Source organism: Rhizobium aouanii (assembly GCF_037002925.1).
Classification (GTDB): Bacteria; Pseudomonadota; Alphaproteobacteria; order Rhizobiales; family Rhizobiaceae; genus Rhizobium; species Rhizobium aouanii.
In genome coordinates, this window is the sequence record NZ_JBAMYD010000034.1 from 15,329 (window position 1) to 28,644 (window position 13,316).

Sequence of the window (13,316 nt, forward strand, 5' to 3'; positions counted from 1 at the left end):
TCCCCGGGGACGTCGTGGTCAAGCGACCGGACGCGACATCCACCTATTGATATTAGGGCGAAGATCCGGTTCCTCCAGGCGTGATGACCCTCGTCGAGATCGGCTGGCGGCCGGGTTAGGTCCCCAAACAGAAAGGGCGGCCGCAGCCGCCCTTGCCAATGCCTGTCTTGACCGGCTCAGAATTCCGTCCAGTCGGGATCCTGGCTCGACGATATGCTGCTGCCGGCGCCGAAGGCGTTGGCGATCTTCTGGCCGAGCGCGCGGGCCGGTGAGGCGGCCGGGCGGGCGGTGCCTTCGCGGGCGACTCGTATTGGAGCTGCCCTGGCTGCCGGGCGGGCGGCAGCGCGTGCTGTGGCGATTGGCGCGCTGGCGGTGAAGCCGCCGGTGCCGGTCAGCCTGAACTGGCCGAGCAGGTTGTTGAGCGCTGCCGCTTCCGTTGCCAGATTGTGGCTGGCGGCGGTGGATTCTTCGACCATCGCCGCATTCTGCTGCGTGCCTTGGTCCATGGTGTTGACGGCAGTGTTGATCTCCTGCAGGCCGATCGACTGTTCGCGGGAGGCTTCGGCGATCGCGTGGACGTGCTGGTTGATCTCCTGCACCTCTTGGACGATCGCGTCGAGCGCCTTGCCGGTTTCGCCGACCAGCGAGACGCCGGTCTGCACATGCGAGCCGGAGGTGCTGATCAGCGCCTTGATCTCCTTGGCAGCCTTGGCCGAGCGCTGGGCGAGCTCGCGCACTTCCTGGGCGACGACCGCAAAGCCCTTGCCGGCATCGCCGGCGCGGGCGGCTTCGACGCCGGCGTTCAAGGCCAAAAGGTTGGTCTGGAAGGCGATGTCGTCGATGACGCCGATGATGTTGGAGATTTCACCGGACGACTTCTCGATCTGCTGCATGGCGGAGACGGCCTTGCGGACGACCTCGCCTGACTTTTCGGCGCCGAGGCGGGTACGGGCAACGAGCTGGCTCGCCTCCTCGGCCCGCTTGGCGGCGTCGCGCACCGTCGTGGTGATCTCCTCCAGCGCCGCTGCCGTTTCCTCGACGGAGGCCGATTGCTGTTCCGTGCGCTGGGAAAGCTGGTCCGCGGAGGAACGAATCTCGTTGGCGCCGGCGCCGATCGCCCGGGCATTGGCGCCGACCGTATGCATGGTTTCGTTGAGCTTCTCCACCGAGTTGTTGAAATCCTCACGCAGCGCATCGAGATGCGCGACGAACGGTTCGGCGATATGCGAGGCGAGATCGCCGGCGGCAAGGCGGCGCAGGCCGTCGCCGAGTGCGGTGACGGCGCGGTCGAGTTCGGATGCTTCGCGGGCTTTCTGCGCCTCGCGGTCGCGGCGCTCGCTGTCGCTGACGCCGCGGTCCGCGTCGGCCTGCGCTTCGATCCGGGCGCGCTCGATCGCATTGTCGCGGAAGACCGAAACGGCCTTTGCCATCTGGCCGACTTCGTCGCCGCGGTCGAAGCCGCTGATATCGCTTGTCGTATCGCCCTCGGCAAGCCGTGTCATGCGCAGGCGCAGCTGCATCATCGGGCCGGCGATGCCCATCTGGGCGACGACCACGCTGAAGCCGACGGCGGCGAGAACGGCGATGCCGATCAGAACGAGACAGAAGACGATCCGTTCGTTGACGGAAGCCGAGAGCGCGTCGCCGCCATCGTTGAGCATCGCCATCATCGCATCATTGTTGGCAATCATCTTCGGCGTCAGTGCATCGAGCTTGGCATTGATCAGGGCAACATTCGCCTGGGCGCCGGCGCCGTCCTTGGCTTTGCTCTGTTCGATGATCTTGTTCGCCAGCTTTTCGATCTCATCGATGCCCGCCTGGATCTCATCGATCGCCGGCTTGCGGCTGGGCACCAGCGCCAGCGCCTGCTTCATCCGGTCGCGCGCCTGCGGCAGCTTGCTCGGTGTGGCGAGCGCCGTCTGGAATTCGGGCGTATCGGGCTTCATGTCGGCTAGCAGGCTTACCTGCAGCACCGAGGCCACCACCGATGCGCTGGCGCGTGCGCTCTGCATCGAGGCTAGCGCTTCATGGTCGATGAAGGCGCTGTAGGCGGCATCCGCACGACGGAACTCGGAAATGACGTAGATCAGCCCGGCCATCGTGATCAGCCCCAGGAGCGCCACCACCGATATGATTTTTGTGCGGATTTTCAGATGTTTCAGCATGGAAATGTCACCCGATTGACGGGGCGTGCTCGCGCGCCCGGTGCTTTTGAAATCAATTGCTGCAGAAAAAGTGCTGCTTCAATATCGCGGTTTAGGGATTACGTTTGGGCTGACGCTTGCATCATGCGATCGGCTGGCGGGGTCCGATGTCGTCGCAACAAATAAGAGGCGATATTCTTTAATTCCGCGCTAACACGAGGCGGCGGATGACAATGATTTTTAGGGGCTGAGAGGTTGCACTTAACTTGGCGCGTATGACGGGCACCCAGGATCAAGCTTCGGAGCGCCGGCATTCAAGAGAGCCTCATCCTGAGGTGCCCCGCAGGGCCTCGAAGGACGAGGCGGGCATTCCCGCGTCGGATCTATGCAAGGAGCAGCGTTGCGGCGTGTCCTTCGAGGCTCCGGCCTTTGGCCTCCGCACCTCAGGATGAGGGGCGTTGGCGGATGCCGCGGCTTCGCTTCCGCCTTGGTCGCCTTCGCCCGCGCTGATGATCCTCCGAGAAGCAAGCGCCGGCATTCAAGAGAGCCTCATCCTGAGGTGCCCCGCAGGGGCCTCGAAGGACGAGGCGGGCATTCCGGCGTCGGATCTATGCAAGAAGCAGCGTTGCGGCGTGTCCTTCGAGGCTCCGGCCTTCGGCCTCCGCACCTCAGGATGAGGGAGGTTGGAGGATGCCGCGCTGCTGTGAGGCCGCGTTCGCGGGCGTCATCGGCCCCCTCACTCCCACGCATATTCCCCGCCACGCATGACTCTGATACACCTCGCCGACGCTGCATTGCTTCACGCCTAACCTGAGACCAAGATCAAGATGGTGCAATCCAATCTCGCATTCCTGACTCTGAAGGGTTTTTTCGCGTTCGGGCTGTTTCTCTGCGCGCTTTTTTCAAGTTTTGCCGCGTCGGCCCAGCAGGCGGCGCCTTCGCTGCCGCTGCTCTTCGATGCGCGCGAACGTCTTGCGAGGCCCGATCTCTCCTCGCTGGTGCGCCTGCGCTTCTTGACGTCGGTCGATTTCCCGCCCTTCAATTTCACCGATCAGAACGGCAAGCTTTCCGGTTTCAATGTCGACCTCGCCCGCGAAATCTGCAGCGAGCTGGAGATTTCAGACAAGTGCCAGATCCAGGCGCTCCCCTTTGCAGACCTAAGGGATGCGCTCGCCGCCTCACAGGGCGATGCCATCATCGCCGGCCTTGCGGTGACCCCGGAGCTGCGCCGGCAATTCGTCTTCTCCAGACCTTATCTGATGCTGCCGGCGCGCTTCGTGCGCAATCTCGCCGTGCCGCTCGACGGAAAGACCGCTGCCGCCCTTTCCAGCCATCCTGTCGGCGTCGTCAGGGGAACGGTGCACGAGGCGATGCTGGCCGCCTTTTTTCCCGCGATCAAGGCCCAGCCGTTCGATACGAAGGACGCACTGCTTGCGGCGCTCAAGGACCGCAAGGTCGATGCCGCCTTTGCCGATGCGCTGCAGCTTTCCTTCTGGGTCTCTTCGCCGGCCTCGGCCAAATGCTGCGCGCTGTTCGACGGCCCCTATCTCTCCGAGCATTTCCTCGGCGAGGGCATGACGATCATGCTGCGGCAGAAGGACAGCGTGCTGACATCAGCCATCGACCACGCGCTTGCCACGCTGTCGCGCAACGGCCGCCTTCAGGAAATCTATCTGCGGTATTTCCCCTACGGGCTTTATTGAAGCCGCGGTCCCACATTGGTCGCCTTCAGCCCTTGCGGAACCGGGCAATTGCGCTGCGCTCGATCGCCGCGCAGGTGAGCTTGTCGAGGCCGAGCCGGTCACGCAGCAGGCTGAGCAGCCGCAACTCCTCCGCCTTGACCGAGAGATCGGCGGATGCCACTTCGACGGCCAGCGCATAGGCGGTGTCGTAGAGCTTTGCGGGCAGGGTATCGCGCACGGTTTCGAGGACGACGTCGAGGCCTTCCGGCCCGGCCAGCAGCGCGGCGCAGTCGCGCGCCACCGAAATCAGCTTGTCGTCGTCGAAATCCCGGAAAACCGGCAGGAATCCGATCAATTGGCCGATCCTTGTCATCTCCCTGTCGTTCATCGTGCTGTCGACGGCGGAGGCCATCACCATCACGTAGATCAGCGCATCATGGGCGGAAAGCGGCTTGTTCATCTCTGATTCCTTTTTCGGTCAGCCGAGATTAGGAATTGGCGACAGCCATTACAAGGGATCGGCCCGATCCGGGGCTTTCCGATCGCTGTCATGGCTGCAGGTTTAATTGCGGCGCGGATCGTCGCCGTAGAGGCCTTTTCCCGCCTGCCTGGCCTTTTCGGCGGCAGATGTAAGCGGCGAACCCGCCGTCGGTTCCGCCCAGCCGTTTTCGGCGAGCCATGAGCCGAGATCCTCTGTGGCAAGCCGGCAGGCAGTCGTTACGGTTTCTTTCCATTCCACCGTTTCGAGATCGCAGCTGACGCTGCGGTTGCGCAACAGCAGGCGCAGCGCCGTCTTCGCCATCATGCCGCAGGGCCATTGCCGGCCCGCCGGCCCGCATATCCTGTCGACCGGCGTCGGCACGATGCCGACAAGCTGAAGCCGGCGCTCGCCAAAGAAAAGAATGCCGGCATTTTCGACCATCGGCCGCGCCAGTTCGATCGCCTTTTCCGCAGCCGGGCGTGCCATTTGCCCGGCCGCCGTCTCCGCTTCCTGCGGCATATCGGCCGGTTTGGATGCCACGCCGTCGCCTGGGACCGGAGCGGATGGAGCCGCCGGCTCCGCTGACCGGACAATCATTTCGGCACGGTCGTCCGAGATCGTCGCACGTTCGCCGGCTTCGGGCGCAGCATCCACCGGTGCGGTCGCCGTCTCCTCCGCGGACATCGTCTCTTCGCCGGCCGTACCGCCGCCAAGCCTTGCTTCGCCTGCCAACAACAGGCCGGCCACCACCACCATCCCCGTGATACCTGTGATGAAGGCGGCAGGGCGCATGGAATATCTTCCTATTGGCTGGCCCATATGATGCGGGCGATCCAGTCGACGTCGGAAAGATCGAGGGTGCGGTTGGGATGTTCGGGATTGAGCGACAGCAGCTCGATCGACCGCGGGCTCCGGCGCAGCAGCACCTTGGCCATCACCTCGCCCTCATTTGTGCGCACGACGACGCGGTCGTTGCGGCGCACCTGTGCCCCCGGCTCTACGATCAGCACGTCGCCGTCGCGGTAGAGCGGCATCATGCTCTCGCCCTGCACCTCCAGCGCATAGACGCCGGCCTTCCGTGCCGGGGTTGCAGGAAATTCCACCACGTCCCAGCCCTGGCCGGCCGGAAAGCCGCCATCGTCGAAGAAACCGCCGGCCCCCGCCTGGGCGAAGCCGAGCAGCGGAATGGAGCCGCCCTGCTGGGGAAACGCGCTTTCCTGCGGCCCGGCCGGCTGCTTGGAAAGATCGGCATCCGGCCGCATGAAAGCCATAAACTGCTCCATGCTCGCCCCTGTGGCGTCGAGCACCTTGGCGATCGATTCCGTCGAGGGCCAGCGCAGCCGCCCGTCGGCGGAAAGCCGTTTCGATTTGTTGAAGGAGGTCGGGTCGAGGCCGGCGCGGCGCGCAAGTCCCGATGGCGTCAGGTCGTGCCGTTCGGCAAGCCTGTCGAGCGCTTCCCAGATCTGGTCGTGTGACAGCATGCGCGCGATTCCGTCGCGGCTCATTTCAACGCCGCGCTTCAACCCGGCGGAATATTAATCGACCGTGCCGTCTGAGTAAAGATGAAAGAGGAATAAAATCCTGTTTCCAAAGGGAAATGTATCGCTCAGGCTACCATCGCCATATTGATCTTGCCGAGCTGGATGACGGCCTGCGTCCGGCTGTCGACGTCAAGTTTCAACAGGATCGCCGAGACATGCGCCTTGATCGTCGCCTCGGAGACGCCGAGTTCGTAAGCGATCTGCTTGTTCAGCAGCCCTTCGCCGAGCATGGTCAGCACCCGGCTCTGCTGCGGCGTCAGCGTATGCAGGCGGTGGATCAGGTCGGCGACGTCGGGATCCTGCTCCTGCCCGTCGCGATAGCTTTCCGGCGTGGCGATGTCGCCGGCAAGCACCGTCTGGATGCTGCGGCGGATGTCCTCGATGCCGGAGGATTTCGAAATGAAGCCGGACGCGCCGAGTTCCAGCGCCCGGCGGATGGTCGTCGCATCGTCGGTCGCCGAGACGATGACGATCGGCAGGCTTGCGAATTCGGAGCGCAGCGCCATCAGGCCGGAAAAGCCGCTGACGCCGGGCATGGCGAGATCGAGCAGCATCAGGTCGGCATCCGCATGGGCGCCGGCGGCCCGGCGCGCGGCGGCGAAATCGCCGGCCTCGACGATCGACTGCCGGCCTTCCATGCCGATCACCGCCTGGCGCAGCGCGTCACGGAAAAGCGGATGATCGTCCGCAATGATGATGGTCTGTTCCTGCATCGAAAACTCCCTCCCAAGAGCCCGATCATGCCGGCATGTGCCTCCGCCCCTCCGCGTTGCATACCGGCTTGCTCATAGTGACTATATCAGATCAGGTCTTCTGCGGAAGGGGATTGGTGTTTTCCTCGGCCTGGAACTCCTTCACCATCCCCATGAAACTCTTCATCATCCGCTCCATGATGCTGATCGAACGGCCGACCTCAGCATCGCTCGGCAGCGCACGTTGAATGACGCCGCCCTGTTCGAGCGCCGTCACCCGCTTTGCCAGCCGGTCGAGTTCGTCCTCATAGGCCGCCCGCTCGTCGGCGGCCATGCGGCAGACGAGGGCGCCGTCCTTGTCCTGGCAGATCGACATTGCTCCGGTCTGCCGGTCGAGCCGGACGAAATGGTCGCCGCTCTTCTCCAGCTGGAACCGGCCCGCATCGGCTTCGGCCGCCGCAGCCGCCGGCGGCATCAGAAATATGCCAAGCGTGATAACGAATGCCTTCATCGTCTCATCCTCCGGAATTTGCTTTTAGCGGTTCCGTTTTTCGGCGCCGGGGCGTGGACATCGCCGTCTCTTTCCGGCAAAGCCCTCGTGACCGAGGAACAGCCTATCGTGAGGCCATGATGACCCTGACACCGACCCTTTACAAGATCGTGACGGAAACGCTCTGGCAGCAAGCCAGACAAACCGGCACTTTTCATGGCGCCGGCATCGATCTCAAGGACGGCTTCATCCATTTCTCGACGGCAGACCAGGTGAAGCAGACTGCCGCCCTGCATTTTACCGGCCAGCCCGGCCTGCTGCTGATTGCTGTCGATAGCAGCGGCCTCGGTGACAAGCTGGTCTTCGAGCCCTCGCGCGGCGGTGATCTCTTCCCGCATCTCTACGCCGATCTGCCGCTTGCGGCCGTGCTCTGGGAGGTGCTGCTGCCGCTCGACGAAGCCGGCGCCCATATCTTCCCGGAGCTCGCGCCATGATCGATCCCTTCAAGCGCCTCGCCCGCAAGGGTCTCTTCCTGTTCGATCCGGAAACGGCGCACGGCATGTCGATCGCCGCCTTGAAATCCGGCCTCGTGCCCGCCTGTCAGATCACGCCCGATCCGCGCCTGCGCCAGAGCGTTGCCGGCCTTACCTTCGAAAATCCGCTCGGCATGGCCGCCGGCTATGACAAGAATGCCGAGGTGCCGGAGGCGCTGTTGAAGCTCGGCTTCGGCTTTACCGAAATCGGCACGGTGACGCCGAAGCCGCAATCGGGCAATCCGCGCCCGCGCATCTTCCGCCTGGTGGAGGATGAAGGCATCATCAACCGTCTCGGTTTCAACAATGAAGGCCATGATGCCGCCTTCGGGCGCCTCGCCGCGCTGAGGGGCGGTGGCATGATCGGCGTCAATATCGGCGCCAACAAGGACAGCGAGGACCGCATCGCCGACTATGTCGCCGGCATCCGGCGCTTTTATTCGGTCGCACGCTATTTCACCGCCAACATCTCCTCGCCGAACACGCCTGGCCTGCGCGACCTGCAGGGGCGCGAAAGCCTTGCGGTGCTGCTGTCATCGGTGCTTGCGGCGCGCGACGAGATGGCGGCAACATCCGGCCGGAAGATCCCGGTCTTTCTGAAGATTGCCCCTGATCTGACCGAGGAAGGCATGGACGATATCGCCGCAGAAGCGCTTTCGCATGCGTTGGACGGCCTGATCGTCTCCAACACCACGCTGTCGCGCGACGGCCTTAAGGATCAGCGCCAGGCGAAGGAGGCGGGAGGTCTCTCCGGCGTGCCGCTGTTCGAAAAGTCGACGGCCGTGCTCGCCAGGATGCGCAAGCGTGTCGGCCCTGATCTGCCGATCATCGGCGTCGGCGGCGTGTCCTCGGCCGAAACCGCGCTGGAGAAGATCAGGGCGGGCGCCGATCTCGTCCAGCTCTATTCCTGCATGGTCTATGAGGGGCCTGGCCTGGTCGGCGATATCGTCCGCGGCCTTTCGAAACTCCTGGACCGCGAAAAGGCCGGCTCGATCCGCGACCTGCGCGATACCAGGCTGGATTATTGGGCGGCGCGAAAGGTCTGATCGGCCCGCGGCTTGACGAGCATCGCCAGGAAGAAGCCGCGGAAGAGGAGGAAGGCGTTCATCGCCAGCCACAGGCCGTGATTGCCGAAGAGCGGCACGAAAACCGCGAGCATCAGGAGATAACCAGCGAAGGACATCAGCATTCGGTTGCGCATGTCTGCCGACCACGTCGCGCCGATGAAGACCCCGTCCATCAGGAAGGCGAGTGCGCCGGTCAGTCCGGTGATCGCTGCCCAGGGCAGATAGGTTTCGGCCGCCTGCCGAACCTCTGGTGAAGTCGTCAGCACCGAGATCAGCCAGGGGCCGGCGAGGAAGAAGAAGGCCGAGCCAAGCGCCGCCAGCCCGAAGGACCAGAAGATCGTCAGCTTCAGCCCGCGGTCGAAGGCCGGCCGGTAGCGCGCGCCGATCGCCCGGCCGATGATCTGTTCGGCGGCATTGGCAAGCCCGTCGAGATAATAGCCTGATAGTAGGAAGAAATTCATCACCACGGCATTGGCGGCAAGCGTCACTGCGCCGAAGCTGGTGCCGATCCGCGTCATGATGGTGAAGGCGCCGATCAGCACGAAGGTGCGGATCAGGATGTCGCGGTTGAGCGCGAAAAGCTCGGCCAGCCGGTGCCGGGAAAAGACCTCGGACCATGCCGGCCGGGCTGCCTTGCCGAAGCCGTTGAGCACGATGAAAAGCCCGGCGAGCGCGCCGACGGTTTCGCCGGCCATCGTTCCCCAGGCGACCCCCGCCACGCCCCAATCGAGCGTCAGGCCGAGATAGATGGAAAGCAGGATGTTGATGCCGTTGATGATCGCCTGCAGCAGCAGTCCGATATTGCCCTGTCCGCGCCCGAGCACGAAGCCGAGGATGGCATAATTTGCCAATGCCGCGGGTGCTGCCAGCATGCGGATCGAAAAATAGGTGCTGGTCGCCTGCGCGATCGCGCCTTCTGCCCCCATCAGCCTCAACCCCGCCGCCATCAGCAGCGGCGAAAGACAGAGCAGCGCCAGTCCGCAGCCGAGAGCCGAAATCATCGCCCGGGAAAAGACCGCCTGCTGCTCGTGCTGGTCGTGACGTCCATAGGCCTGCGCCGTCAGCCCGGTCGTCGAGGCGCGCAGGAAGTTGAAGCTGCCGAGGATCAGATCGAAGAGCATCGCGCCGATCGCCAGCCCCGCCAGCGCTTCCGCATTGCCCATGCGGCCGACGACGGCGGTGTTCGTCAGCCCGAGCAGCGGCGTCGTCATGAAGCCGAGCGTCATCGGAATGGCGATCGACAGCACCATCAGGTGCGTCACGTCGAATGCAAGCGCGTTGTGATTGCTGCGTGTATCCATGCCGGCCTCGTCGCCGCAGCGCCACGCGTCGTTTCAGACGCGCAAAAGACGCTGCATCACTTGAACTGCTGCAGGCGGAATCACCTCAGCTGGAAAGCACCATGGCCCAATAGGGCAGGTTCCTGGAAGATGTATTATGGGCGACGGCAACGCCAAGGCCGCCATAACGACCGAGCATGTTTTCCAGGTGATGCGGCGAGTTGATCCAGGCCGTCACCACGGCATCGACGCTTTGCTGGCCGGAGGCGATGTTTTCCGCCGCTGGTAGCCGCACGCCGCTCGCCTTGACGCGCGCGCCGAAACTGTCGGTCATACCCATGAGATGCGCCATCTTGCCCGCACTCGCCATGCGTTTCGCCTGGAACAAGGCGGCAGTACTTGCCGCCGGATCGACGGCAAGCGGCGACAGGCCGTTTTTGGCCCGCAGCTGGTTGACGAGTGGCAGCACGCTCGCCGTCTCGTCTTCGCCGTCCGACGGCGTGCTGGCCATCCGCGGGGTCGTGGTGCAGCCGGCGATGCCGGCGGCGAGCGCAAGTCCGGAAAGGCGCAGCAGGCCGCGCCTGGAAAGATCGATGGATGTCATGTTACCGGCGGTAGCTGAAAAGACGAAGAATGATGAAGAGGGGGATGACGATCGTCGCGCCGAGGATGAGATAGTCGCCGACGCGCCCGAGAGCCGAGAAGCCCCGGTACCAGATCTCCAGGACGAAGTCGCGCACGCCGTCGATGATGCTCCACGGCGTCAGGCCGAAAACGGTCATGACGAAACCGACGATCAGCGACACCACGAGAAGCTTTATCAATGTGCGGCCGATTGAATCGCCGAGGAACCTGTTCGCCTGATCGGACATAAGCCATCTCCTGTTTGCCCTTGGAATAAGGTCGCGGCGCGCTGCCCGCAAGCCCTTTCCGGAATTGGCCGCTTCGCCTCTGAAATAGGACTTGAGTTTTTTTGTGGCCGCCGCCAGATGCGGGCCGACGCATGTCGCGCAAAAGTGTGCAGCGGTTTTGCGGCAACGACATGCGTAAAAGAAAGAGTTGATAGGCCCATTAATGCAACCCCACCAGCTTTCCTCAGGCGATGTCATTGCCGACCGCCGCGCCGATTACGCCAGGATGCTCGAAGAAGGCGGTGAGCCGGAAGCGGCCGCCGAGTTGATGGAACAGGCTCTCGAGCTCGTGCCTGCCTGGGCCGCCGGCTGGTATCGCCTCGCCACCTATATGGAAAAGGCGGGCAGGGGCGAGGCTGCGATCGAGGCTTATCGCAAGACGCTTGCCCTCGACCCGGAAGATATTTTCGGCGCAACCCTCAAGCTCGCCCTTCTCGGCGACTGTGCCGTGCCTGACCAGCCGCCGAGCCGCTATGTCGAGCGCCTCTTCGACGACTATGCCGACCGTTTCGAATCAGCACTTGTCGAAAAGCTCGACTACAGCGTCCCGCAGAAGCTTGCAGCGCTCATCGCCTCCACCGGCAGGCGCTACGAACACGCCGTCGATCTCGGCTGCGGCACCGGCCTGCTCGGCCTGGAGATCCGCGCCAATCTTGGCCACCTCGAAGGCTTCGACCTCTCGCAGAATATGTTGACCAAGGCCGCCGAGAAACAAATCTATGACAGTCTCGCCCAGGCCGATCTCTCGCTTGCGCCCGATCTCTCCGGCGTCTTTGCGGATGCGGCGCGCCATCGCGCCGACCTGGTGACGGCAGCCGACGTGCTGATGTATCTCGGCAATCTCGAAAGCGTCTTTGCCATCGTCGGAGAACTCGCTGCACCAGGCGCCGATATCGCCTTTTCCGTCGAGGATGCGGGTGATGGCGACGGCTTCCATCTCGCTGCGTCGCTGCGTTATGCCCATTCGGAAGCCTATGTCAGGACGCTTCTCGCCCGTCACGGCTTCCAAATCCTCAAGATCGTCAAATCGGTCATTCGCAAAGATGGCGGAAAACCAGTTTCCGGCATTCTATTCCTTACGCGAAAACCCGCGTAAGCGAACATTTCTTGCGATGTTTTTATAGGTCAGCATTGCTTACCTATTTCGCTTGATCGGAAGGCCGAAAAACCCGATACTGCGTCGCATCGGCAGAGCGACCGGCAATATCACGCCGAGGCGCTCGGGCTCCTTTCACGATCCAAAATTCCGCAGCGCCGGTTTCCCCAAGCGCGTTCTTGAACTCGTCTGCCGTGGAGACTGGCGACATGACACAGCTCTTCAATGCTCTTGGTTTTTGGAATACGACTGCGACACGCCACACCCCGATCGAAGATGTGCAGGGCATATTCTCCGGCAGCCTCGTTGCCGCACTCGGCCTCTACGTGCTCGCCAGCGCCGGCCTTCTCACCGGCAGCACGGCCGGCGTGGCCTTCCTCCTGCATTATGCCTTCGGCGCCAATTTCGGTCTCGCCTTCTTCCTGCTCAACCTGCCGTTCTTCTATCTCTCCTGGAAGCGACTCGGCATGCCCTTCACCATCAAGACCTTCATCGCCATCGGCCTGACCTCGGTGCTTGCCGATGTGCAGTCGCGCTTCTTGTCCATTTCGAGCATCCATCCGGCCTGGGCGGCACTTCTCGGCGGCCTGCTGCTCGGCTTCGGCCTGCTGGCGCTCTATCGTCACCGCGCCAGCCTCGGCGGCGTCGGCATTCTCGGCATCTACCTGCAGGAGCGTTTCGGGATCCGCGCCGGCCTCGTCCAACTCGCCATCGACATGTGCGTGCTCGCCGCCGCCTTCTTCGTCACCACGCCGCCTGTCGTCTTTTATTCGGTGCTCGGTGCCGTCGTCCTAAACCTCTTCGTCGCCATCAATCACCGCGCCGACCGTTACATCGCGCTCTAACATTACCAATCGGTAAGCCATTCTAAATAAAACGTAACTTGCCTGTGATCGGTCTCGGCGCCAAACTCATCTCGCGCCGGATTTGATGAGGTGAGCTATGTCAGATTTGGAAAAACTTGTGAGACGCCGTATGCAGGAAGAATACGCCAAGGGTGCTTCCGCAGAAGAAATCGCGAAAGTCGTCCGCGACCTATTCAACAGCATCGACCTCTCAGGCAATCGGTTTGACGCCGTTGCCCTACGGGCCACCAGGGATCACGAGTGACCCTATATTCGACCGACCCGAGATTTTCGGGTCGGTTGCCAGGATGAATTCTCGCCATCAGTCACGGCGCCCACACCAGCCCCCCATGGCTGCCGCCACCAAACCGGGGTCGAGTCACGGGTCTCGCCCCGTCCTTCGGACCCTCGTAAACGGGCGAAGGATATGCCGCACGGGCTTCCTCAACTTCAACGCTGCGTTTGGCACGTCCCCTCGCCCCGTTTTACGGGGAGAGGGTTAGGGTGAGGGGCACGTCCCACGGCAAACCATCGCTAGTCACGCGCAGCCGGAA

At 63.2% G+C, this 13,316-nt stretch carries 15 protein-coding genes; 6 read left to right on the plus strand and 9 right to left on the minus strand.

The genetic code is table 11. The features are described from left to right. Positions 1-176: 176 nt before the first annotated feature. A complete protein-coding gene (locus V8P77_RS33995) occupies positions 177-2,165 on the minus strand; it encodes a methyl-accepting chemotaxis protein (protein WP_335916688.1) in 1,989 nt (662 codons plus the stop codon). An 806-nt stretch (positions 2,166-2,971) separates the two neighbouring features. On the opposite strand from V8P77_RS33995, the gene V8P77_RS34000 reads away from it, so the two are divergent. Beyond that, positions 2,972-3,847, plus strand: a complete 876-nt coding sequence (locus tag V8P77_RS34000; protein ID WP_335916689.1) for a transporter substrate-binding domain-containing protein — start codon at positions 2,972-2,974, stop codon at positions 3,845-3,847. Positions 3,848-3,872: 25 nt separating this feature from the next. Here the strand turns inward: V8P77_RS34000 and V8P77_RS34005 are convergent, their stop codons facing one another. The 5 genes from V8P77_RS34005 to V8P77_RS34025 form a co-directional block, all read right to left on the minus strand. Beyond that, positions 3,873-4,286, minus strand: a complete 414-nt coding sequence (locus V8P77_RS34005; RefSeq protein ID WP_131644349.1) for a tellurite resistance TerB family protein — start codon at positions 4,284-4,286, stop codon at positions 3,873-3,875. Between the two features lie 102 nt (positions 4,287-4,388). Then, positions 4,389-5,099, minus strand: a complete 711-nt coding sequence (locus V8P77_RS34010; RefSeq protein WP_335916690.1) for a thermonuclease family protein — start codon at positions 5,097-5,099, stop codon at positions 4,389-4,391. Between the two features lie 11 nt (positions 5,100-5,110). After that, positions 5,111-5,788, minus strand: a complete 678-nt coding sequence (locus V8P77_RS34015) for a S24 family peptidase (RefSeq protein ID WP_335916699.1) — start codon at positions 5,786-5,788, stop codon at positions 5,111-5,113. Positions 5,789-5,913: 125 nt separating this feature from the next. Then, on the minus strand, positions 5,914-6,561 hold the full coding sequence (locus tag V8P77_RS34020) for a response regulator (RefSeq protein ID WP_003545225.1): 648 nt from the start codon (positions 6,559-6,561) through the stop codon (positions 5,914-5,916). Between the two features lie 91 nt (positions 6,562-6,652). Continuing rightward, positions 6,653-7,051 (minus strand): hypothetical protein, encoded by a 399-nt coding sequence (locus tag V8P77_RS34025; RefSeq protein WP_335916691.1) that lies wholly within the window; start codon positions 7,049-7,051, stop codon positions 6,653-6,655. A gap of 119 nt (positions 7,052-7,170) precedes the next feature. Between V8P77_RS34025 and V8P77_RS34030 the strand changes: the two genes are divergently transcribed. Next, complete coding sequence (locus V8P77_RS34030) at positions 7,171-7,524, plus strand: DUF952 domain-containing protein (protein WP_335916692.1); 354 nt, start codon at positions 7,171-7,173, stop codon at positions 7,522-7,524. Next, positions 7,521-8,609 (plus strand): quinone-dependent dihydroorotate dehydrogenase, encoded by a 1,089-nt coding sequence (locus V8P77_RS34035; RefSeq protein ID WP_335916693.1) that lies wholly within the window; start codon positions 7,521-7,523, stop codon positions 8,607-8,609. The genes V8P77_RS34030 and V8P77_RS34035 overlap by 4 nt, the downstream gene beginning before the upstream one ends. On the opposite strand, the gene V8P77_RS34040 is transcribed toward V8P77_RS34035, so the two are convergent. From V8P77_RS34040 to V8P77_RS34050, 3 genes are all read right to left on the minus strand, one after another. Next, on the minus strand, positions 8,585-9,931 hold the full coding sequence (locus V8P77_RS34040) for an MATE family efflux transporter (RefSeq protein ID WP_335916694.1): 1,347 nt from the start codon (positions 9,929-9,931) through the stop codon (positions 8,585-8,587). The genes V8P77_RS34035 and V8P77_RS34040 overlap by 25 nt on opposite strands. An 85-nt stretch (positions 9,932-10,016) precedes the next feature. Continuing rightward, positions 10,017-10,514 carry a CAP domain-containing protein gene (locus V8P77_RS34045; RefSeq protein WP_335916695.1) on the minus strand — a complete coding sequence of 166 codons (498 nt, stop codon included), beginning with the start codon at positions 10,512-10,514 and terminating at the stop codon, positions 10,017-10,019. Between the two features lies 1 nt (position 10,515). Beyond that, positions 10,516-10,782 (minus strand): DUF6460 domain-containing protein, encoded by a 267-nt coding sequence (locus V8P77_RS34050; protein WP_131707919.1) that lies wholly within the window; start codon positions 10,780-10,782, stop codon positions 10,516-10,518. A 202-nt stretch (positions 10,783-10,984) separates the two neighbouring features. Here V8P77_RS34050 and V8P77_RS34055 point away from each other — a divergent pair, with 202 nt between their 5' ends. From V8P77_RS34055 to V8P77_RS34065, 3 genes are all read left to right on the plus strand, one after another. Then, positions 10,985-11,917 (plus strand): class I SAM-dependent DNA methyltransferase, encoded by a 933-nt coding sequence (locus V8P77_RS34055; protein WP_335916696.1) that lies wholly within the window; start codon positions 10,985-10,987, stop codon positions 11,915-11,917. 209 nt (positions 11,918-12,126) lie between these two features. Then, a complete protein-coding gene (locus V8P77_RS34060; RefSeq protein WP_335916697.1) occupies positions 12,127-12,762 on the plus strand; it encodes a YitT family protein in 636 nt (211 codons plus the stop codon). 97 nt (positions 12,763-12,859) lie between these two features. Then, a complete protein-coding gene (locus V8P77_RS34065; RefSeq protein ID WP_222357069.1) occupies positions 12,860-13,027 on the plus strand; it encodes a hypothetical protein in 168 nt (55 codons plus the stop codon). Positions 13,028-13,316 lie beyond the last annotated feature (289 nt).

What these genes read in the sequence shown, in the direction of transcription:
- V8P77_RS34025 (WP_335916691.1), bottom strand. Translation starts at nt 7,051, where the DNA reads ATGAAGGCATTCGTTATCACGCTTGGCATATTTCTGATGCCGCCGGCG.
- V8P77_RS34010 (WP_335916690.1), bottom strand. Translation starts at nt 5,099, where the DNA reads ATGCGCCCTGCCGCCTTCATCACAGGTATCACGGGGATGGTGGTGGTG.
- V8P77_RS34050 (WP_131707919.1), bottom strand. Translation starts at nt 10,782, where the DNA reads ATGTCCGATCAGGCGAACAGGTTCCTCGGCGATTCAATCGGCCGCACA.
- V8P77_RS34015 (WP_335916699.1), bottom strand. Translation starts at nt 5,788, where the DNA reads ATGCTGTCACACGACCAGATCTGGGAAGCGCTCGACAGGCTTGCCGAA.
- V8P77_RS34030 (WP_335916692.1), top strand. Translation starts at nt 7,171, where the DNA reads ATGACCCTGACACCGACCCTTTACAAGATCGTGACGGAAACGCTCTGG.
- V8P77_RS34000 (WP_335916689.1), top strand. Translation starts at nt 2,972, where the DNA reads ATGGTGCAATCCAATCTCGCATTCCTGACTCTGAAGGGTTTTTTCGCG.
- V8P77_RS34035 (WP_335916693.1), top strand. Translation starts at nt 7,521, where the DNA reads ATGATCGATCCCTTCAAGCGCCTCGCCCGCAAGGGTCTCTTCCTGTTC.
- V8P77_RS34020 (WP_003545225.1), bottom strand. Translation starts at nt 6,561, where the DNA reads ATGCAGGAACAGACCATCATCATTGCGGACGATCATCCGCTTTTCCGT.
- V8P77_RS34065 (WP_222357069.1), top strand. Translation starts at nt 12,860, where the DNA reads ATGTCAGATTTGGAAAAACTTGTGAGACGCCGTATGCAGGAAGAATAC.
- V8P77_RS33995 (WP_335916688.1), bottom strand. Translation starts at nt 2,165, where the DNA reads ATGCTGAAACATCTGAAAATCCGCACAAAAATCATATCGGTGGTGGCG.
- V8P77_RS34005 (WP_131644349.1), bottom strand. Translation starts at nt 4,286, where the DNA reads ATGAACAAGCCGCTTTCCGCCCATGATGCGCTGATCTACGTGATGGTG.
- V8P77_RS34055 (WP_335916696.1), top strand. Translation starts at nt 10,985, where the DNA reads ATGCAACCCCACCAGCTTTCCTCAGGCGATGTCATTGCCGACCGCCGC.
- V8P77_RS34040 (WP_335916694.1), bottom strand. Translation starts at nt 9,931, where the DNA reads ATGGATACACGCAGCAATCACAACGCGCTTGCATTCGACGTGACGCAC.
- V8P77_RS34045 (WP_335916695.1), bottom strand. Translation starts at nt 10,514, where the DNA reads ATGACATCCATCGATCTTTCCAGGCGCGGCCTGCTGCGCCTTTCCGGA.
- V8P77_RS34060 (WP_335916697.1), top strand. Translation starts at nt 12,127, where the DNA reads ATGACACAGCTCTTCAATGCTCTTGGTTTTTGGAATACGACTGCGACA.